This is a genomic window from Shewanella sp. Isolate13 (assembly GCF_022398325.1).
Lineage (GTDB): Bacteria > Pseudomonadota > Gammaproteobacteria > Enterobacterales > Shewanellaceae > Shewanella.
Genome location: NZ_JAKEVD010000020.1, coordinates 1 through 19641 on the forward strand (window position 1 = coordinate 1; position 19641 = coordinate 19641).

Annotated in this window: 15 protein-coding genes and 1 pseudogene; 4 read left to right on the top strand and 12 right to left on the bottom strand. The window is 46.6% G+C overall.

From position 1 onward, the window contains the following. Positions 1-380: 380 nt before the first annotated feature. The gene (locus L1D44_RS13370; protein ID WP_345773637.1) at positions 381-1022 is read left to right on the top strand and encodes a recombinase family protein; all 642 of its coding nucleotides are present in this window, start codon (positions 381-383) and stop codon (positions 1020-1022) included. Positions 1023-1033: 11 nt separating this feature from the next. Further along, positions 1034-2209, top strand: coding sequence for a multidrug effflux MFS transporter (locus L1D44_RS13375; protein ID WP_239891355.1), 1176 nt, complete (start codon positions 1034-1036; stop codon positions 2207-2209). Between the two features lie 338 nt (positions 2210-2547). Here L1D44_RS13375 and L1D44_RS13380 read toward each other — a convergent pair whose 3' ends face one another. Next, positions 2548-3435: a helix-turn-helix transcriptional regulator gene (locus L1D44_RS13380; protein ID WP_239891357.1), complete on the bottom strand. Its 888-nt coding sequence runs from the start codon at positions 3433-3435 to the stop codon at positions 2548-2550. A gap of 86 nt (positions 3436-3521) precedes the next feature. Continuing rightward, entirely contained in the window at positions 3522-5084 is a 1563-nt protein-coding gene (locus tag L1D44_RS13385; protein ID WP_239891359.1) for a hypothetical protein, read from the bottom strand. A gap of 524 nt (positions 5085-5608) precedes the next feature. Between L1D44_RS13385 and L1D44_RS13390 the strand changes: the two genes are divergently transcribed. Then, entirely contained in the window at positions 5609-6847 is a 1239-nt protein-coding gene (locus L1D44_RS13390; protein WP_239891361.1) for a ferric reductase-like transmembrane domain-containing protein, read from the top strand. A 233-nt stretch (positions 6848-7080) separates the two neighbouring features. Here the strand turns inward: L1D44_RS13390 and L1D44_RS13395 are convergent, their stop codons facing one another. Both L1D44_RS13395 and L1D44_RS13400 read right to left on the bottom strand, forming a co-directional pair. Next, entirely contained in the window at positions 7081-8673 is a 1593-nt protein-coding gene (locus L1D44_RS13395; RefSeq protein ID WP_239891362.1) for an ABC-F family ATPase, read from the bottom strand. Between the two features lie 321 nt (positions 8674-8994). After that, positions 8995-11232: a heavy metal translocating P-type ATPase gene (locus tag L1D44_RS13400; protein ID WP_239891364.1), complete on the bottom strand. Its 2238-nt coding sequence runs from the start codon at positions 11230-11232 to the stop codon at positions 8995-8997. Between the two features lie 119 nt (positions 11233-11351). Between L1D44_RS13400 and cueR the strand changes: the two genes are divergently transcribed. Then, positions 11352-11753, top strand: a complete 402-nt coding sequence (cueR, locus tag L1D44_RS13405) for a Cu(I)-responsive transcriptional regulator (protein ID WP_239891366.1) — start codon at positions 11352-11354, stop codon at positions 11751-11753. 105 nt (positions 11754-11858) lie between these two features. Here cueR and L1D44_RS13410 read toward each other — a convergent pair whose 3' ends face one another. The 8 genes and pseudogenes from L1D44_RS13410 to L1D44_RS13445 form a co-directional block, all read right to left on the bottom strand. Next, complete coding sequence (locus tag L1D44_RS13410) at positions 11859-13892, bottom strand: prolyl oligopeptidase family serine peptidase (RefSeq protein WP_239891369.1); 2034 nt, start codon at positions 13890-13892, stop codon at positions 11859-11861. A 75-nt stretch (positions 13893-13967) separates the two neighbouring features. Then, positions 13968-14195 (bottom strand): hypothetical protein, encoded by a 228-nt coding sequence (locus tag L1D44_RS13415; RefSeq protein WP_220769610.1) that lies wholly within the window; start codon positions 14193-14195, stop codon positions 13968-13970. Between the two features lie 124 nt (positions 14196-14319). Continuing rightward, positions 14320-14427 (bottom strand): annotated as a pseudogene (locus tag L1D44_RS13420) (short chain dehydrogenase); the annotation flags it as partial. 100 nt (positions 14428-14527) lie between these two features. After that, complete coding sequence (locus L1D44_RS13425) at positions 14528-15286, bottom strand: SDR family oxidoreductase (protein ID WP_239891371.1); 759 nt, start codon at positions 15284-15286, stop codon at positions 14528-14530. A gap of 11 nt (positions 15287-15297) precedes the next feature. Beyond that, the gene (mmsB, locus tag L1D44_RS13430) at positions 15298-16209 is read right to left on the bottom strand and encodes a 3-hydroxyisobutyrate dehydrogenase (protein ID WP_239891373.1); all 912 of its coding nucleotides are present in this window, start codon (positions 16207-16209) and stop codon (positions 15298-15300) included. 120 nt (positions 16210-16329) lie between these two features. Beyond that, positions 16330-17499: an enoyl-CoA hydratase/isomerase family protein gene (locus L1D44_RS13435; protein WP_239891374.1), complete on the bottom strand. Its 1170-nt coding sequence runs from the start codon at positions 17497-17499 to the stop codon at positions 16330-16332. Next, the gene (locus L1D44_RS13440) at positions 17499-18290 is read right to left on the bottom strand and encodes an enoyl-CoA hydratase (protein WP_239891376.1); all 792 of its coding nucleotides are present in this window, start codon (positions 18288-18290) and stop codon (positions 17499-17501) included. Before L1D44_RS13440 ends, L1D44_RS13435 begins: the two co-directional genes overlap by 1 nt. Before the next feature lie 50 nt (positions 18291-18340). After that, entirely contained in the window at positions 18341-19498 is a 1158-nt protein-coding gene (locus L1D44_RS13445; protein WP_220769605.1) for an acyl-CoA dehydrogenase family protein, read from the bottom strand. Positions 19499-19641: the final 143 nt, after the last annotated feature.

Sequence of the window (19641 nt, forward strand, 5' to 3'; positions counted from 1 at the left end):
CTTCACTAGGGTGTTGATAAACGTGAAGCGACTTGCTTTAGCGCAAAAACTGTTTTAGTTAAAAGGCACAAAAAATAGAGTAGGCAATGGTATAACTCATAAGCATTGTTTTTTATCGACTATAAACCTAACTACAACATACTAGTGCGCACCTATAACCATGCCTTTGAGTGCTTATTTAAGCTTAGCTCTACTCTATCTACTCATTTTAACGCGGCCATTAGAAAAATAATTTTCAGGTTTAACTGGTTAATTCAGTTAAATATTCTCACAATGACCCAAGCAAATATTGCTCACAGCTCAATGAGCCTTGTACAGATCAAATAACTGAACTACAATTATGAACCACAACTCCAAATAAGCCATAAGAAGAGGATGTTATAAAGACCTACCTTTACAGTCGTTACTCTCCTAAGAATAAAGCCTACCAAGGTCAACTCGCTGCGATGCTAGCATTAACCCCCGAGGCTGAGCATTTTCAAGATAAAGTGCGCGGTGACATTCCTCCAATGGCTCGAGCTGCATTTAAGCAATTGTTTAACTCTGTTAAATCTGGGGATACGGTTATTGTTTGGTGGTTAACTGACTTTAGTCATGATTTTAGTCAAACGTTAGAGGTTATTAAGCGTTTATTGGAAAAGGGCGTGATATTAGAGACTCGCTGTGAACCTCTAAAATTCGAAGCAGACTTTCCTCATAACCATGCATTACTGGCTCTCATATCAGGCTACGCAAACATACAAACCCAACATCGGCTTTTCGCTGCAGAGCAAGGGAGAAATGCACTCAAGAAAGACCCTGAACAATGGAACCGAAAATTCAGCGGTAGACCAGCAAATAAAGAAAAGCATCAGCAGATCGCCACATTGTTACTTGAAGGGCAGACTCTACACAGTGTTGCCGAGCAGTGCGGCGTCAGTTTATCTACGGTAAAACGGGTTAAGGCCAAGTTGGCTACATTTGACGATGAAGGTAGCTTAAGGCGCAGAGGAAAACAGACCTCATCCTCAAATGATAAATAGCGGACAGAATAATGAATTTTAAAGCAATTTTAATAGCATGTTTAATTATCAGTGTCGGGCAGTTGAGTATGGGATTAGTATTCCCGTCACTCCCTTGGATCGCCAAAGACTTTGAGGTTTCCCACGAACAAGTTCAGATCTTAATCAGTGTTTACTTGCTAGGCTTTGGCCCATCACAGTTTATCTATGGCCCAGTTTCAGATGCAATTGGGCGCAAGAAAGTGCTGTTGCTCGGTCTTGTGATAGCAATGTTAGGTCTACTGATGATTATATTTCTCAGCCATTCGTTTACAGGCATGGTATTAGGCCGCTTTCTTCAAGGTCTAGGTACTGGATGCTGTGCTGTGCTAGCGCGAGCCTCAACACGAGATAGCTTCAGTGGTGCAGAACTGCCAGTTGCTATGTCCTACATCGCAATGGCCGCATCGATAACACCTTTGATAGCTCCAGTGATAGGTGGTTTCATCAACTTCCATTTTGGTTGGACTATGGTGTTCATCTCTCTGCTGGGCTACCTGTCTCTTGTTTGGGCGATTGTCGCGTTACGATTTCAAGAAACCCTTGACGAGCCCTCAGCACTCCCTTCTCCAAAGAAGATGTTACTTCAGTATCGTGAGCTATTAAGTTCACGTTATTTCATAAGTTTTGCCAGCATAGGTTGGCTCAATTTTAGTTTAATGATCACCACTATTTCGCTGATGCCATTTATTATGCAAGACCAAATTGGTATGACGTCTGATAAATACGCAATGTGGGCGCTCATCCCAGCATTAGGTATGTTAGCGGGTACCAGCATCTGTAATCGTGTACGCCCCTTAATCGGCAGTAAGAAATTGCTGCTATGTACTCCCGTGCTACATGTTGCCGCTGCATTATGGTTATTTCTCTGCCCAGTCGAGCCTTTATATTTAATGTTGGGACAACTATTGATGATCTTAGGTAACAGCATAGCCTTACCTTGTGTACAGGCTATGGTGATGCAACCATACAAGAAACAAGCTGGAGCGGCAGCGGCGATGTCAGGGGGCGGTCAGATGGTGGTTTCCTCGATCGTCAGCATGGTACTGCTTCATTTAGGGGTGAGCCAAGCCTGGCACCTTTCTTTAATCATTATCGTCTTTGCCGTTATCACGCTCATTAATGTTATACGGGGCTTTGCCACTCAAGAAGCGCTGCAATCAATCTAGAAGAAGCAATAATACTCAATAGATCACTATAGGGAGGATGTGCAGGAAAGAGCTGTCAATCAATTAAGACCAGTAAAAAGTCACTTAATGCGATGGTATAAATCAGAGACCCCCTTAAAATATCTAAAATAAATATGTTTAGGCACGATAAGCAGGTTGAGGGTCCACGGTGGCAAAATGTGATTGAAGAGAACAACATTATTAATCTTTATCTGTTGGGTCCCCCCACAGCAATCACATCTGTTCCCAAGCTCCTAACTAACTCCCCCTAAATAATACCTGTTAACTCACCTTGTATTAGTGAACTAGAGTTTAAAGCCTACTAGAGTCAAGCGACATTAGTTAACGGCATTGTAGGCCGAACGATAGCACGACGGTGTTTGTCCATTAAGCCGCTTGAAGTAGCGTACAAAATTTGTAATGTCATCGAAACCCAACTCGAAAGCGATAGACTGGACACAATCCCCTTGCATTCTTAGCTTACGTAAAATCTCTAAATTCAAACGAAAATCTATAATCTGCTTAGCCGTGCGCCCACTACAGCATTTACATAATTGATTTAAAGCTTTATAGCTTAGATGCATATCCTTCGCATAACTCTTAGCCTCACGCTCACAGTGAAACTTCTTTTCCACTAAGCTAAGAAACTCGCTGAAGCGTTGCCTATGCTCACCATCAGCCATAGTTTGTTGTGAACTACGTAACTGAGCCAGCTTAAGCACCACGGCTGAAAATAGTAATTTAACTTCTATTGAATCAGCTCTCTTTTCAGCGATCGCGTCTGATATAAGATTAATCATACTATGACAATTTTGGCTCTGCTGAGGCTCAAGCCGCAGTACCGAAGCACACGATAGGCTTAAATGAAACGGAATAAAATAAGAATAGCGAATATTGGCGGAACACTCAGAGAAAAAAGTAGGGGTAATAATGATCATCTTACCTTGGGGGGAATCAGCTGCATCGAATGCATGGTGCTGCCCCTGATTGATAAAGATCACATCACCACTCTGATAAGAATGCAATACGCCATCCACTAAGTGCTTCCCTTGCCCCTTCTCGATATAGATGAAACTAAAATAGTTGGCAAATTGAGGCTGAAATGGGTTACTGAAATGTTGATTTTGATGAGTGTAAATCTGCTCCAGCTCCACCACATCAATTTTGGACTCACAAGAGTCCGAATCATTATGCTCTGTAATTGAAATATTCTCTAAAGAAACCATTATATTTATCTCCATTAAAAATGGTAACGGATTCCACTTTGACACACAAGGACACCGGCCTTGTCCGGTGTCCTAAAGTGAACAGCTTAACGGTGCATTAGCTCAACTCGTGAGGCTCTCTCATCATAGTCTTCAGCATGACACGCTTTACATGACTGTGAAGGTCTTAACCAAGGCTGACGGAACTTACCATCTTTCGAGAAATGATATGGGCTGTCAGAAGGTTCAGACAGATCTATTTTGAACAGGTGGGAGTTTATTGGCATATGGCAATCTGCACAGTCTGCCACTGCGGCATGAACCTTGGTTGCTCCATCTGCAAATTCCTTAACCCCGTGACAATCTTGACACTCTTTTATCAATGCCTTTTCGTGTCCAGGTTTATCTTGGAAGTTAGTCGATAGATGTGGGTTATGGCAATCAGCACAGTGAAGATGACGCTTTGAGCCACTCGGTATACCTGTATCAGGGTCAATTGCTCTTAAGGCATCTCCAGCGGTACGACCTTCTTCAAAGTATTCCTTATAACGACCACCAACAGTGTCTCCACCAAAGTCAGCATTATAAGGTGTCTGATAGCTTGGGTAGTAGCGTTCCCCTTCTTTTGTATGACATTCACCACAGGCTACAGGCTCTCCATAGGCCATATTCAGTGCCGTCAAGTCCGCGGTCAGACGCCCCTCAGCTTTACGGGTGATATTATCTTTACTTGGTTGCTTAGCGTGTTCGCTACCAGCACCGTGGCACGCCTCACATTGCACACCAGGCAGAGCGAAAGTTCCCTCCATGCCGATTAAGTCATCCTGACGATTACGATTACGGTGATCACCTGGTTCAGAAGTGTAATCTCGCCAACCTGTGTTATGGCAGGTACCACATTTATAGGGCATAGCATCAGCACCTGCACCTGGCGCAAACGGAACCATTCTATCTGCAGTGATCACTCCCCCTGTTGGCACCACATCTACCATAGCTTTGGTACCATTAACCATATAACCATTTTTATCCAGCAAAATCCCTTGTCGCTGATAACCACCAAGCACATAGCTAACATCAGCCCAGCTCTTCGGTGCCCCTAAACTATTCTCGACACCCTCTAGATGGTCAAATATCCCCTCCATCGTCATGAAAGGAAACTCCGGCATCTGATTATTTTCAACCTTAGTAAACTTAAAGTTATGGCCAGTTTCTTGGAAGCTCGCCTTATCAGTGTGACAACTAAGGCAAGTTTCAGTACCAACGTAATCTCGCAAACTGGCCTTCACTTCCACATCAACCTTTGCTCGTCCTTCATTACTGTGGTCGTCCAAAATGACATACTCAATTTGGGCTACACCATAAGTATCTGATTCAAACCAAAGTTGGTCATCTTGCATCCGCACCTCACCGACGCCACTTATAACTGTAGCCTCAGACAGTGTTAGCTCCCCCCCCTCAGGATCGCTGGACTCAGCCAGCACATCAATGGCAGTTTCTTCACCAATGACAGCAACAACAGATAAACTGCCAGCCACTGGAGGTTTATTAACATCTTCATTATTATCGTTATTGTCATTATTATCGCTGCCACAACCAACCATAAGCGCTATTAGCGTACTGGCGATTAGTGTCCGGCGACCATGTTCAGTTACATGTCTTCTCATCATCATAACTCCTTTTAATTTTATTGCTTTCGCACTAAAAGAGTAATAAAGGGGAAAGAATCAAGACAGGTCATTTATGGCCCCGGAATTGTCGTTTCAGCACCACTGGAACGTTTTGTGAACCACCTCTTCATTTACCTAATTATGAGTATTAAAACCAATTGTCGCATGTCTAAATGACGGTTTTTAGAAGCTTAATTTGTCGAGGATTAGCGAAAAGTCAACAAGCTCATCGGGACGTAATGGCGGAAGCTATACGAAAAGAGCCACATTTAATGACTATCTGAGCGAAGCTTAATGATTACCTTATCTATCTTCTCATTACCAATGAATTCAGCCATGTCTAAAGCGATCTATAAAGTACAACCTTTACATATAGAGTGATAAGTAACACTGCGCTTATTGCTGGGCATAGAGTATTTTGACATTGCCCCTAGTTTGGTAATTTTCTATGCCGACCCATTTGCTAATTATCCATGAGTAGTATTTAGTTGTAGAGGAGTTAGTTAAACCACTGAGGGTTCTCACCGATGAGACATATCAAGATAGTGTTCATAACTGGCCTGTTATCTCTTACGGCTTTGTGGATGCTGGCCGACAGCTTTGCCCACCCCCCTTTCACTTACTTCAGCTTTCGCTCCGTTTTCATTCAGTATTCAGGTGTCATCGGCATTGCTGTGATGAGTATATCCATGCTGTTAGCGACTAGGCCCAAATGGCTAGAACGTCCCCTTAATGGGCTAGATAAGATGTATCGACTTCACAAGTGGCTTGGTATTACAGGGCTGGTGCTTTCAGCTCTTCACTGGTGGTGGGCACAAGGCACCAAATGGATGGTGGGTTGGGGCTGGTTAATACGTCCAGAAAAAAAGGCACAAGATCTTGAGGCACTGCCTCAACTGCAACAATGGTTACTGGATCAGCGTGGTTTAGCAGAATCAATCGGTGAGTGGGCATTTTACCTCGCTATGTTACTGATTATTTTGGCCTTACTAAAATCATTTCCTTATCACCTCTTTCTGAAAACTCACAAATTACTGGCAATAGTCTATTTGTTATTGGCGTATCATTCGGCCGTATTGATTAAGTATGACTATTGGTCTCAGCCGATTGGCTGGCTGATGATGCTATTGCTGATTGTCGGAACCCTATCCTCCTTAATAGTGCTAACCGGACAAGTCGGTCGTAACCGTAAAGTACAGGGCGAGATTACTTCACTGACCTCCTATCCTGGAGTCCGGGTTATTGCCAGTACCATTAAGCTTAGCCCGGGCTGGTCAGGGCATCGACCTGGACAATTTGCATTCGTCAGTTCAAAAAAATCTGAAGGAGCGCACCCATATACAATTGCATCAGCTTGGAATGAGCAGGAGTCCTGTGTGACCTTTGTTGTCAAAGAGCTTGGCGACTGGACTGGGCAGCTGAACCAATGGCTTAAAGTGGGAATGCCGGTTTCTGTTGAGGGGCCTTACGGCTGTTTTAATTTTAAAGATGATCGCCCCCGCCAAATATGGATTGGGGCAGGTATTGGCGTAACACCTTTTATTGCTAAGATGCAGCATCTCATCAAAGACCGTGGAAACCGCGAAGTAGACTTCTTCCATGTCACAGCGGACTACGATCAAGATGCTATTGATAAACTTAAGGAAACGGCTAAAAAGGCCAATATCAGATTACATATCACCATAACCCCCAAAGATGGCCGTTTAACACCTGAACGGATCCGTACCCTTGTGCCAGAATGGCAAAGCGCTAGCTTTTGGTTTTGAGGTCCATCAGAATTTGGCAGCGCACTGCGACAAGATTTCGTGCAGCATGGACTGCTCCCCGCTGACTATCATCAGGAGCTGTTTGCTATGCGCTGAATGGAAAGAAAACCCTAGTTTAACAGAAAGTTCCATCCATGGACGCTCTTAAAAGAAAGAGTGACATAAATGTTCCAAACATAAAAAAGCCCGATTACTCGGGCTTTATTTTTTACAAGTTAACCAGCAAAAGTGGATTAACCTTCGATACCTTTGCTCGCAAGGAACTCATCATAAGTTCCCTTGAAGTCATTCACACCTTCAGGGGTGATCTCAAGGATACGGTTCGCCAGAGATGATACGAATGCACGGTCATGACTGACGAAGAACAGTGTACCTTCGTACATTTCAAGCGCGTTGTTCAATGACTCAATCGATTCCATATCCATGTGGTTAGTAGGTTCGTCGAGTAGCAGGATGTTTGGCTTTTGCATGATTAGCTTACCAAACAGCATACGCCCCTTCTCACCACCCGATAGCACTTTTACTGACTTCTTGATGTCATCAGAGCTAAATAGCATACGGCCTAAGTAACCACGAACAGACTGATCGTCATCTTCTGGTTTACGCCATTGGCTCATCCAGTCAAACAAAGTCATGTCGTTAGCGAAATCTGACTCGTGATCCTGTGCATAGTAGCCAATAGATGAGTTTTCAGACCACTGGATAGTACCGCTATCTTGTGGGATATCGTGTACTAAGGTACGTAGCAAGGTGGTTTTACCCACACCGTTCTCACCTAAGATTGCGATACGCTCGCCCACTTCGGCAATGATGTTTAGATCTTTAAATAGCGTGTGGTCAAAACCTTTCGCTAGATCTTCAACCACTAGTGCGTTACGGAACAATTTCTTCTCTTGTTCGAAACGGATGAATGGGTTAACACGGCTAGAGGCTTTTACTTCGTCTAGCTTAATCTTATCAATTAGCTTAGCGCGTGATGTAGCTTGCTTAGCTTTAGAAGCGTTAGCAGAGAAACGTGCAACGAAGCCTTGAAGCTCAGCAATTTGTGCTTTCTTCTTAGCGTTGTCAGACATTAAACGCTCGCGAGCTTGCTGCGCAGCCATCATGTACTCATCGTAGTTACCAGGGTAAACACGTAGTTCACCGTAGTCTAAGTCAGCCATATGAGTACAAACTGAGTTCAAGAAATATCTATCGTGCGAGATGATAATCATGGTGCTGTTACGTTGGTTTAGCATCTCTTGTAACCAACGAATGGTGTCGATATCCAAGTTGTTGGTTGGTTCGTCAAGAAGCAGTACATCTGGATCTGAGAACAGTGCTTGAGCCAAAAGTACACGTAGCTTGAAGCCTGGTGCAATTTCGCTCATTAAACCAAAGTGTTGCTCAACGCCAATACCTACGCCCATTAACAGTTCACCCGCGCGAGATTCAGCGGTATAACCGTCCATCTCAGCGAATTCCATCTCAAGCTCCGCAACCTTGATGCCGTCTTCTTCAGACATCTCAGGAAGTGAGTAAATGCGATCACGCTCTTTCTTTACTTCCCAAAGCTCAGCATGACCCATGATTACAGTGTCAACAACACTGAACTCTTCGTAGCCGAACTGGTTCTGGCTTAGCTTACCTAGACGTTCGTTTACATCTAATGAAACGTTACCCGCTGTAGGCTCTAAATCACCAGCAAGGATCTTCATGAAGGTTGATTTACCACAACCGTTCGCGCCGATCAGACCGTATCTGTTTCCGCCGCCAAACTTAATTGAGATGTTTTCAAACAGTGGCTTAGCGCCAAACTGCATGGTGATATTAGCTGTAGTAATCAAAGTGACAATTCCGCTCTTGGTTATATGATTAACGTCATCATAGATAAAACAAAAACCAGTAGCCCAGTACCAAGATTTTACCCGATACCGACCTACTGGCCGAAGGTTGACGCCGCTTGGCGCCAAGCCTGTAAAATTAAGCGCGATACTATAGCATTTTAGGCTAATTTATCAACTGCCAATAGCCATTTGAGGTGACATTTAGACGAATTTCGCCCTCACGGTTTTGTCTGTAGATTAACGCGCTGATTACGCCCATTAAACTCGGCTAGCTAATGGCCATGCAAGCTATTGCAACCTGTTAGCTACTGAGTGCGTTACCTAGCTAAGTGCTACGCGCCTTAACCGATTGGCATTACTCACCACAGTTAGTGATGATAGCGCCATGGCCGCCCCTGCAATCACAGGGCTCAATAAGAGTCCTGTAAAGGGAAATAATACGCCTGCTGCGATAGGGATCCCTAAGGTATTGTAAATAAATGCCCCAAACAGATTTTGCTTGATGTTTCTCATGCTCGCCTTAGCCAGTAAAAGCGTATCGGCAATCACCACTAGCCGTGTTGATAACAAGGTAAAGTCGGCGCTCTCGATAGCGATCTCTGTGCCACTTCCCATGGCAAGCCCCACATCCGCGCTCATCAATGCGGGCGCATCATTAATACCGTCTCCCACCATGGCCACCACTTCGCCGGCGCGCTTGAGCTCAATCACTTTCGATTGCTTATCTTCAGGTAACACCTCGGCAAATACCGTAGTGATCCCGACTTTATCGGCAACCGCTCGCGCCGTCAGTTGGTTATCTCCGGTGAGTAACACCAACTTAAGTCCCGCTTGTTGCATCTTCTGCACCGCTTGCATGGCATCGGGCTTTATTGGATCGGCAATGGCAATAATAGCCAGTAATTGCCTGTCGCTAGCCACAAACACGGGCGTCTGGCCTTGATTAGCAAACTCTGAGATCTGCGGTTGATAATCAGCAAGATTATCGATGCCAGCTTGCTGCATCAGGCTCAAATTACCAATGCTATAGTGCTTACCATTGACGGTGCCGACAATGCCTTTTCCTTGTATATTGGTGAAACTTTCTGGCTCAATAAACTTAACTGCTACCGTCTTCGCCTTATCGATAATCGCGCTAGCAAGAGGATGCTCCGAGTGTTGCTCCAGTGCAGCGACATCACCCAGCAGGCTGAGTTCATCGAGCTCAGATTGTAGTATCACAACCTCATGGACTTCGGGCTTACCGGCCGTAATGGTGCCCGTTTTATCGAGTACCACAGTTGTGACTTTACTGGCAGTTTGCAGCGCCTCACCATTTCTCACCAAAACCCCCATCTGCGCCGCGCGGCCAACAGACACCATGATCGACATAGGGGTGGCTAAGCCGAGTGCACAAGGACAGGCAATGATCAACACGCTAGTCAGTACGACCAGAGCATGGGACAGCGCAGGTGATGGGCCAAACAGATACCAAAATGACGAGCTCAGTAGCGCAATAATGACAACTACAGGAACGAAGTAGGCGGAGATCTTATCGGTCAAGCGGCCTATGGGCATTTTAGAGGTCTGCGCCTGCTGCACTAATTCGATGATCTTCGACAGCTTAGTATCTTGAGCGCTTGCGGTAGCTCTGTAGATAACTGCGCCGTTACCGTTGACCGTGCCCGCGCTAATAGTGTCGCCTACCGCTTTATGAATCGGAATAGGCTCTCCGGTCAGCATGGACTCATTGATAGTTGTCTGCCCATATAAGATCTCACCATCTAATGCGACTCTATCGCCAGGCTTAAGGCGTAATCTATCTCCCACCCGTAGGAGATTAATCTCAACCTCCTCATCACCATTGTCGGTCAGCCTTATCGCAGTGGTCACCTGTAACCCCAGCAAACGCTGCACCGCTTCACTGGTTTTACCCCGCGCGCGCAGCTCTAAAGCATGGCCAAGATTGATTAAGCCTAAGATCATTACACTGGCCTCAAAGTACACATGGCGCGTATCGGCTGGAAACCACTCGGGCGCTGTTACGACCATCATGGAATAGATCCAAGCAGCGCTAGTGCCTAATGCGATAAGGGTGTCCATATTGGCTGACTTGGCTTTAATGGCTCGCCACATGCCTTGGTAGAAATGACCTCCGGTGAATAGCATCACCAACAAGGTGATAACACCGACTACGCCCCAAGCTAATTGCTGCTGGGCATTGTTCACCATCATTTCGCCGCCGAGTAAGCCCCAAAGCATTAACGGCACACCGAGACCTAAGCCAATGGCCGCCTGTATTAACCTTAGGCGATACTCTTTGCGTTCATCATCACTTTTTTGCTCAGCGGCGGTACGGGCATCGATCACCAACTCACCGTCATAACCCACACGACTAATTATCTCGAGTGCCTCTTTTGCTACTATATCACCGGACACCAATACCAACTTATCGGCTAAATTCACTCTGGCGCTGATTTCACGTTGGCCGTTTTGGCTGGCATCGGCAAAGGCTGTTTCAACCTTTGCAACACAGCTGGCACAGCTCATCTTAGGTACATATAAACTTATGTTAGCCATTAGAACAGTTCCCAATTTGTTTCTTGATGTCACTCAGGGTAATGTCTCCCATAAGGGGAGAGTCAAAGCTAAAGTTGAGCTAAATTGAAATTAGTTGAATTAATTTTAGGAGACTTCTAATGAAAATTGGAGAGGTAGCAAAATTAACCGGACTCTCGGTCAAGAGGATCCGTTACTATCATGATATTGGGCTAGTACTCGGTCTGCGCGGTGACAATGGCTATCGTGAATACAGTCAAAGTTCAATTGAAGCGTTGCTGTTTATTCAACATTGCCGCACACTCGGTTTTGCGTTAGAGGAATGTAAGACGCTACTCGAGTTACAAAATAACTCAGACCGTAATGCAGCCGATGTGAAGGCGCTCGCGATGCACCACTTACAGGATATTGAAACGCGCATTACCCAACTAAGCAACTTAAGAGAGCAACTGGCTCAGCTTATTCACGACTGCCAAGGCGGTGAGCAGCCCAACTGCGCCATACTCACGGGCCTGAGTCAAAAGCAAAATGGCGCTGGCTAATGCCCCCCTAAGGCTGCTGGCTAGCATACTCAAAACTATCAACCTATTTTAGGACGAGACACTATCAACATAAGCTCGCTACAGGCTACAGAAACGATTTACGGCTTATCTGCGGCGTAGGTTGTCGATATTTTCGATCGCTAATGCCGGTAAGCTGCCCGCGGGAGTAAAACCAAAGATCTGACCGTAGAAAGAGAGCTCGGCTTCCAGAGCCAGCTTCTTGCTCTGGGCTGAAACTCGATTTACCGCATCTTCATTAAACTCGAGGTAAGCAACAGGCACTCCCTTGTTCTTTACAGCCTGATAAATTATCAACGACTGTTCGGCGGGAATAAGCGAGTCATTCACCCCCTGAATAAGCAGTAAAGGCTCGTTCACGCCTTTAATATTCGACATCGCCGAACGCTGGTGATAGTTATCGATATTGCCGAGCAATCGCAATAAGTAGTGGGACTCAAACTTATGGGAGTGACGCTTAAACTCTTCCATATCGCTGATCCCAGAGTAGCTGACGCCCGCGCCGAAGGTACTGTAAAAGGCCACCGCCGACAGCGCGGTAAAACCACCAGCACGGTTACCTCTTATCGCCAGTTTTCGCCCATCGACATATCCACTGTTGACCAAGAAGCCTGCGGCTCGCACCGCATCCTCCACATCTGACTTGCCCCAATTACCATAGAGACTGTTACGATAATCTCGTCCAAAACCGGTACTGCCGCGGTAATTCACATCAAAGACAGCAAAACCTCGGCTAGTCCAATACTGAATATCCCGCCTAAAGGCGCGGCTCGCCTTTGCCGTTGGCCCTGAGTGCATCATCATAACCAAAGGAGGCTCTTGATGCTTAGGGCCTTGAAAATTAGGGTTCTTGGGCTGATACAGGTAGCCATAAGCGGTCTGCCCATCGGCGGTTTTAAAACTCAAGCTCTGGGCTCTAGAGATAAAATTAGGATCCATCACTGGTAACTTAGGCGCATAAACAAGCTGAGCCGAGCGCCCCTGTACTTTATAAATTCCCTTCTCTGGTGTCTCTTTAGCCCCGACAAATAACACTTCATTTTCATGTTGTGTTACGTAGGCTATCTCTGCAAAATCCACCGCTATCGCATCCACTGTGCCACTCATGGTATCGATACGGATCAGATGCGCTTGGCCTTCATGACTATAACTTGCCACTAGCGAGTGTTCATTTTCAAAGGCGTAGTTATACTTGCCGACTCGCCAGTCTGCATCGGCAAACTCGGCTTGCTGCTCTAAAACAATTTCGACCTCATAGGCCTCATTTAAGCGGTAAATATTCCACCAATTGTTGAAATCGGCGATAAAGTAAAGTTGCCCTGTCGGGCTGTACAGAGGCTGAGTAATGGCGCCTTTCTGCTGTGTGTGGATCTGTCGTGGATTTTGAATCGCCCCTTTGGCATCGATATCGGCGATCCACAGCTGAGTTTGGTCCCACTGCATATTCGGGTGCTGCCATGATACCCACGCCAGCTGGCTTTGGTCAGGAGATAGCACCGGTTTTGAGTAAAAATCGGCACCAGACACCAGTGAAACGCCTTCATCGGCATAGCTTAAGTTGATACCGACTAAACTATTTACAGGCTCACCTTTACCGCGATGATCTTCACGAATACAGATGAGTCGTGAAGCCTTAGAGTTTGAGATACAGCCCGCATGACGCGTGCCATTTGGCGTTAGGGGAAAGGGGGCTTGATTAGGCGCAATACGATATAAAATTTGGTCAGAAAATTTAGTGGCAAACAAGCTATTACCGATAGCGACAAAGGGCGAACCACCATACTCATGGACACGGCTACGGATATCGAAGTTTGACGATACCACCTTACTGGCACTGCCATCACGTTCTAACCGATATACGCCTTTCTTATCTTCATTGTCTGCATTAGATTGCACGAAATAAATGCCCTGAGATGTCGCACGCACATCACTGATATCATCAGTGAGATCATATACATCTTCAGGCGTTACCGGAGAAGCCCAGCTACCAAACTCGGCTACACGACTCCCTTCGATAGCGGGCTTAGGAGCAATGACTTCGCTCCTTTTAGATGCATTATCACAGCCTATTAGGGTTAACAGGCCGGCTAAAGCTAACAATGTTGTTTTAATCGCTTTCATTTTATACCTAGGAATTACGCCCTAAAAGCTCAAGTTAACCCTGCTAACTAAATGACGATGTATCAAGCAAACGACTCACTTTCGCGGCCATTTATTCACAAACCATCGAATGACAGCCAACTGCTTTTTCTGGCTTAGGCCAAAATAAATACACACCCAAGGCGACAGCAAGATGTACCAAGGGATGGCCGCCGTGCTTCTGCCCGTAAAAAGAAGATAAAAAAAGCCAAAATAGATCACCAACAGACCGACGCAACCTACGACTAGCATCATCCATTTTGTCGCTCTTTCAAGCTTATCCATTTTGCTGCCATATTCCTTTTACAATGAAGCTATTATGGCCTATTGCTAAGCAATTGTTCAAATCGTCGTATCCTCACATAAAAAAACGGGCCTAAGCCCGTTATTTTTCATTTGTAATCAAGACTTACAAACGAATGCCACCATCAATCTCGAATACGCGGCCGTTAACATAGTCATTTTCGATGATGAAACGAACTGTCGATGCGATCTCTTGTGCTTGACCTAAGCGTCCAAACTGATGTTACCATCGACTCTGTTTACTCATCTGCTCACATAATCATCTTCTATGATAAAACCTTGCGCCAATGCGAGCTCTCGCGTTTGGCCTAAGCTTACAAACGAATGCCACCATCAATCTCGAATACTCGGCCGTTAACGTAGTCATTTTCGATGATGAAACGAACAGTCGATGCGATCTCTTGCGCTTGACCTAAGCGTCCAACAGGCACCATCTTCTCTAAACGCTCTAACGCTTCAGGCTTCATGGCTGCTGTCATCTCGGTTTCAATCACACCCGGTGCGACCGCAGCGCTACGAATGTTGTAACGTGCAAGTTCTTTAGCCCAGCCCACGCTCATTGCCGCGACACCGGCCTTAGATGCAGCATAGTTTGTCTGGCCCACGTTACCCGCTTTTGCAAGGCTAGAGATATTAATAATGACCCCTTCTTGCTTGGTCTCAATCATTGCAGCAGCCGCTTCGCGACCGCACAGGAATGATCCCGTTAGGTTAACGTTAATCACCGATTGGAATTGCTCGAACGACATACGGTCGAATACCTGATCCTCTTTTGCCTTCAGCAGCAGACCGTCACGCAAGATCCCAGCGTTGTTCACCAACACATTGACCTGACCAAAGTCCTCTTTAATGAATTGGAAAGTGGCAAACACATCTTCTTCATCTGTAATATCAACGGCATAGCCTTGAACTTCAGTCGTTGCACCGATATTGGCACAGGCTTTTTCCAACTTCTCTTGGTCAACGTCGATAAGTGCTAATTTGGCACCTGCAGCCGCTAAATTTTCCGCCATGGCGTAACCTAGTCCACCTGCACCACCTGTAATAACAACAACCTTATCTTTTAAATCCATTGGAACACCCTTTATTTTTTTATCTGCTTTGAATGAGCAAACTGCTCAAAAATACTCGAAAAATCTCGTTTACCGTTACCCTGCTTCGCATGATTCACATAGAGGCTACGCGCTAATGCGCCCATAGGTGTGCTTGAATTAGATAACAATGCCGCCTCTTGAGAAAGCCCTAAGTCTTTCACCATCAAGTCGACCATAAAGCCACCTTGATAATCGTTTGACGAAGGAACAGACTCCATCACACCTGGACAAGGATTATATTTATCTAACGTCCAATTGCCACCACTACTGACTTTCATGATATCGGATAGGACCTTAGGATCGAGTCCATGATCGACTCCCATCTGTAGCGATTCCGATGTGGCAACCATCAATACCGAAAGCAGCATATTATTACATATCTTAGCGACTTGCCCAGCACCAGGACCACCAGCGTGGAAGATATTCGCGCCCATAGCATTCAGTGCGCCCTGCGCCTGTTCAAATGCCTTATCGCTACCACCACAAATAAAGGTCAATGTACCAGCAGCCGCACCTGCTGTGCCGCCAGAGACTGGCGCATCGATAAACTCAAGACCCTTGTTGGCCGCATGTTCAGCCACAAATCGCGCACTGTCAGCATCTATGGTTGAGCAGTCGATAAGTAAGGTTCCCGGCGCCACCACATCGATAAGACCTTTATTTGTATCATCGCTTACATAAAGGCTACGTACATGCTTGCCCGCAGGTAACATAGTCACAACGATATCTGCCCCGGCTGCTGCGCCACAGGCACTTGTCGCCGTGAGCGCACCCTGCTGCGCTAATGCTTGCATCGCTGCTGGCACCAGATCGAATACTTTAACGGTAAAACCCGCCTTAATCAGATTGGCCGCCATCGGGCCGCCCATATTTCCCAAACCAATAAATGCAACAGTACTCATTATTCGCTCCAACTCACCTTGTGAGTGCTTGGTACTTAATCCCTTATAGCGGCAGTATGAGCCGCCGCTCACGTCTATCTTCTATTGAGGCATCGCCTCTGCAGAGAGTTTATCTACTTTTTAGCCCATAGCCTTAAGCGGATGGTTTTCATCATTCCAAGGCGATTTCAGCAACGCTTGCGCATATCCCTCTGGAATCGCTGCAACATTGGCAAAGCGCCACTGTGGGTTACGATCTTTATCGATGAGCAAAGCGCGAACCCCTTCTGCAAAGTCGGCCTTGGCACAACAATTAACACTTAAACCAAGCTCCAACTTAAAACACTCGGCTAGGCTCAGCTCTTCACCCAGTCCTGACTGCAGATGCACCAAACTTAAGCTGATTGGGCTACCCGCTAATAGGGTCTTAACCGCTTTGGCTAACCAAGGATGTGCCGTCGCAATTTGCTCATCGAGCGCGCTGACACGGGCAACGATCTCGTCCAATGACCCCGTCATCAGCTCATCGATAAGACCTTGGTTTTGCTCAAGCTGACTCGCTGCCAGTGGGGTGGCGCATTTGCCCTGCATCATATCGAGTAAGCTGTGCAAAGCTTGATGGTTATCATCTTGGTTATCACACCAATTAACGCCAACCAATGCATCGAGGAATGCCGCTCTATCATCACCATTAAGATAATGATTCCCTATGCCAACATAGTGGGCATCTGCGCCGCTCATGTTATAGGCAGTCATGCCTAAAAATAACCCGGTCTTGCCCGGCATACGGTTTAAGAAATAACTGCCACCCACATCTGGGTATAAGCCGATAGTGACCTCAGGCATGGCGATACGTGAACGCTCTGTGACGATACGGTGGCTCGCACCAATCATCAAACCTAGGCCGCCGCCCATGACGATGCCATCGCCCCAAACCACCACGGGCTTGCCAAAGCTATGCAGCAGATAATCAAGCTCATACTCTTGCTTAAAGAATTCGGTTGCCGCATCTGTGACTTCGCCCGGCGTCTTCACCGACGCTTGATAGATGGCGCGCACATCTCCACCGGCACAAAAAGCTTTTTCACCAGCCCCATCGAGTACCACGGCGACAATATTGTCATCATCACGCCACACTGTTAGCTTGGCCGTTAACATCTGCACCATGTTTAGGTTTAACGCATTGAGCGCCTTTTCGATATTGAGTGTCGCCACACCGACTTGCTTGCCACTGTCGGTTGTTAAGGTGCTAAATAGCACCTGCTCTGCTGCACTGCTTTTTACTGCAGCGTCCAAATTTGCCCCGCCCATTAACCGTTCTTCCAAATAGCTTTGCGCTTACCTAAGAAGGCATTTACCCCTTCAGCCTGATCTTCCGTATCGAATAGATTGACGAAATACTCTCGCTCCAAGGGCAGCACTTGGGATCTTGGCATGTTACGTCCCGCTTGAACCAACTGCTTACAGGCCTTAACACTGCTTGGACTCTGGTTCGCCACATTCTCGGCCAATGCCATTGCTGCGTTAAAGGCATTGCCTTGTTCAACGACCTCTTCGACTAGGCCTATCTGCTCGGCTTTCACGGCAGTAATACGCTCGCCACATAAAATCATTCGCTTCGCCCAGCCTTCACCCACAAGCGCAGTTAGGTTTTGGGTACCACCCGCACAAGGCAGTAGGCCTACCGTCGCCTCTGGGAGCGCCATCTGCGCCTGCTGCTCACAAATACGGAGATCACAGGCAAGTGCAACTTCTAAGCCGCCGCCCATGGCGTAACCATTGATGGCCGCAATCGATACACCACGAAAAGTGCTTAAGGTTTCGAAGGCTTCACCAAAATAGCGCGCCATATCGGCAGCATTTTGCTTATCACCATCGGCAAACAGTTTTAGATCCGCGCCAGCCGAGAAGAACTTGTCGCCTTCGGCGGTGATCACTAAGGCATATACCTCTTTTTTTTCATTGAGGGCGAGCACTTTTTGCTTTAGCTCTTGCAGGCTCTCGGCGGTCCAAGTGTTAGCAGGTGGATTGTTCATGCTGATCACTGCGGTATGACCAACAATCTGTTCGATTAACAGAGACTTTTTATTCTCAACAGACATGAATAACTCCTTTATAAAACTGAAATCAATTTAAAGCTGATGCAAGGCGCTTAGAGGATTGCGCCCGCGTTTTCATCCAATAAACGACGAGAGATGATCAATCGCATGATTTCGTTAGTTCCCTCTAATATTTGGTGGACTCGCACATCGCGAACATGACGCTCTAGCGGGTATTCACGAATATAACCATAGCCACCATGAATTTGTAGCGCAGCATCACACACCTGAAAACCGATATCGGTGGCAAAACGTTTTGCCATGGCGCAGTATGCAGTGGCTTCGGGGTCTTGCTGATCGAGTTTAAAAGCTGCTAGACGCACTAACTGACGAGCGGCTACCAGCTCGGTCGCCATATCGGCCAGCTTAAATTGTAGCGCCTGAAATGCCGCCAAAGGCTTGCCGAACTGCTTACGCTCGTTCATATATTGTGTCGCTCGCTCGAGTGCGGCCTGAGCGGTACCGATTGAACAGGTGGCGATGTTAATGCGGCCACCATCGAGTCCCTTCATGGCGAAGGTAAAACCTTGCCCCTCTTCACCGAGTAGGTAAGCGACTGGCACACGCACATTTTCAAAGGTGATCTCACGAGTCGGCTGAGCATTCCAGCCCATCTTATCTTCCGCCTTGCCATAGATGATGCCAGCAGCATCGGCTGGAACGGCTATCGCCGAGATCCCTTTAGGCCCAGCGTCTCCGGTACGGCACATCACGACTAATAGATCGGTAGCGCCCGCGCCAGAGATAAAGACTTTCGAACCTGAAATCACATACTCATCACCATCACGCACTGCCTTGGTTTGCAACGCAGCGGCATCACTGCCCGCTCCTGGCTCAGTTAAGCAATATGATGCTAACTTTTCGCCAGTCGTGAGACGCTCAGACCACTCTTGGCGCAGTGTTTCACCACCAAAGCTGGTCACCATCCAAGTGGCCATATTATGGATAGTGAGCATGGCTGTTGTCGCGGTACAGCCCATCGACAGCTGCTCGAAAATAATCGATGAATCTAAACGCGACAGTCCCATTCCACCTTCAGACTCTGGCGAATATAGCGAGCAAAAACCCAACTCTCCCGCTTTTTGAATCACATCTTTTGGAAAGTGATGCTCTTCATCCCACTTGGCAGCAAACGGCGCGAGCTCCTCGGTTGAAAACTGCTGAGCAAGATCGCTAAATTGGCGTTGGTCTTCATTCAGGTTGAAATCCATCTGGGTACTCCTATTGTTCTGTCAATTGCCTCGGCTCTAGGTTCTAGCTCTGCAGGCAGCGGGCCTTAAGCAGACATATATTGCTGCTGACCTCTATTAGTTTTTAAATTAGATCTGCACTCCAACAATGTCCATCTTCAAAG

Bases quoted from the DNA above. Each gene is read 5' to 3' on its own strand.
- L1D44_RS13375 (WP_239891355.1), top strand. From the start codon at position 1,034: ATGAATTTTAAAGCAATTTTAATAGCATGTTTAATTATCAGTGTCGGG.
- L1D44_RS13380 (WP_239891357.1), bottom strand. From the start codon at position 3,435: ATGGTTTCTTTAGAGAATATTTCAATTACAGAGCATAATGATTCGGAC.
- L1D44_RS13385 (WP_239891359.1), bottom strand. From the start codon at position 5,084: ATGATGATGAGAAGACATGTAACTGAACATGGTCGCCGGACACTAATC.
- L1D44_RS13390 (WP_239891361.1), top strand. From the start codon at position 5,609: ATGAGACATATCAAGATAGTGTTCATAACTGGCCTGTTATCTCTTACG.
- L1D44_RS13400 (WP_239891364.1), bottom strand. From the start codon at position 11,232: ATGGCTAACATAAGTTTATATGTACCTAAGATGAGCTGTGCCAGCTGT.
- cueR (WP_239891366.1), top strand. From the start codon at position 11,352: ATGAAAATTGGAGAGGTAGCAAAATTAACCGGACTCTCGGTCAAGAGG.
- L1D44_RS13410 (WP_239891369.1), bottom strand. From the start codon at position 13,892: ATGAAAGCGATTAAAACAACATTGTTAGCTTTAGCCGGCCTGTTAACC.
- L1D44_RS13415 (WP_220769610.1), bottom strand. From the start codon at position 14,195: ATGGATAAGCTTGAAAGAGCGACAAAATGGATGATGCTAGTCGTAGGT.
- L1D44_RS13425 (WP_239891371.1), bottom strand. From the start codon at position 15,286: ATGGATTTAAAAGATAAGGTTGTTGTTATTACAGGTGGTGCAGGTGGA.
- mmsB (WP_239891373.1), bottom strand. From the start codon at position 16,209: ATGAGTACTGTTGCATTTATTGGTTTGGGAAATATGGGCGGCCCGATG.
- L1D44_RS13435 (WP_239891374.1), bottom strand. From the start codon at position 17,499: ATGGGCGGGGCAAATTTGGACGCTGCAGTAAAAAGCAGTGCAGCAGAG.
- L1D44_RS13440 (WP_239891376.1), bottom strand. From the start codon at position 18,290: ATGTCTGTTGAGAATAAAAAGTCTCTGTTAATCGAACAGATTGTTGGT.
- L1D44_RS13445 (WP_220769605.1), bottom strand. From the start codon at position 19,498: ATGGATTTCAACCTGAATGAAGACCAACGCCAATTTAGCGATCTTGCT.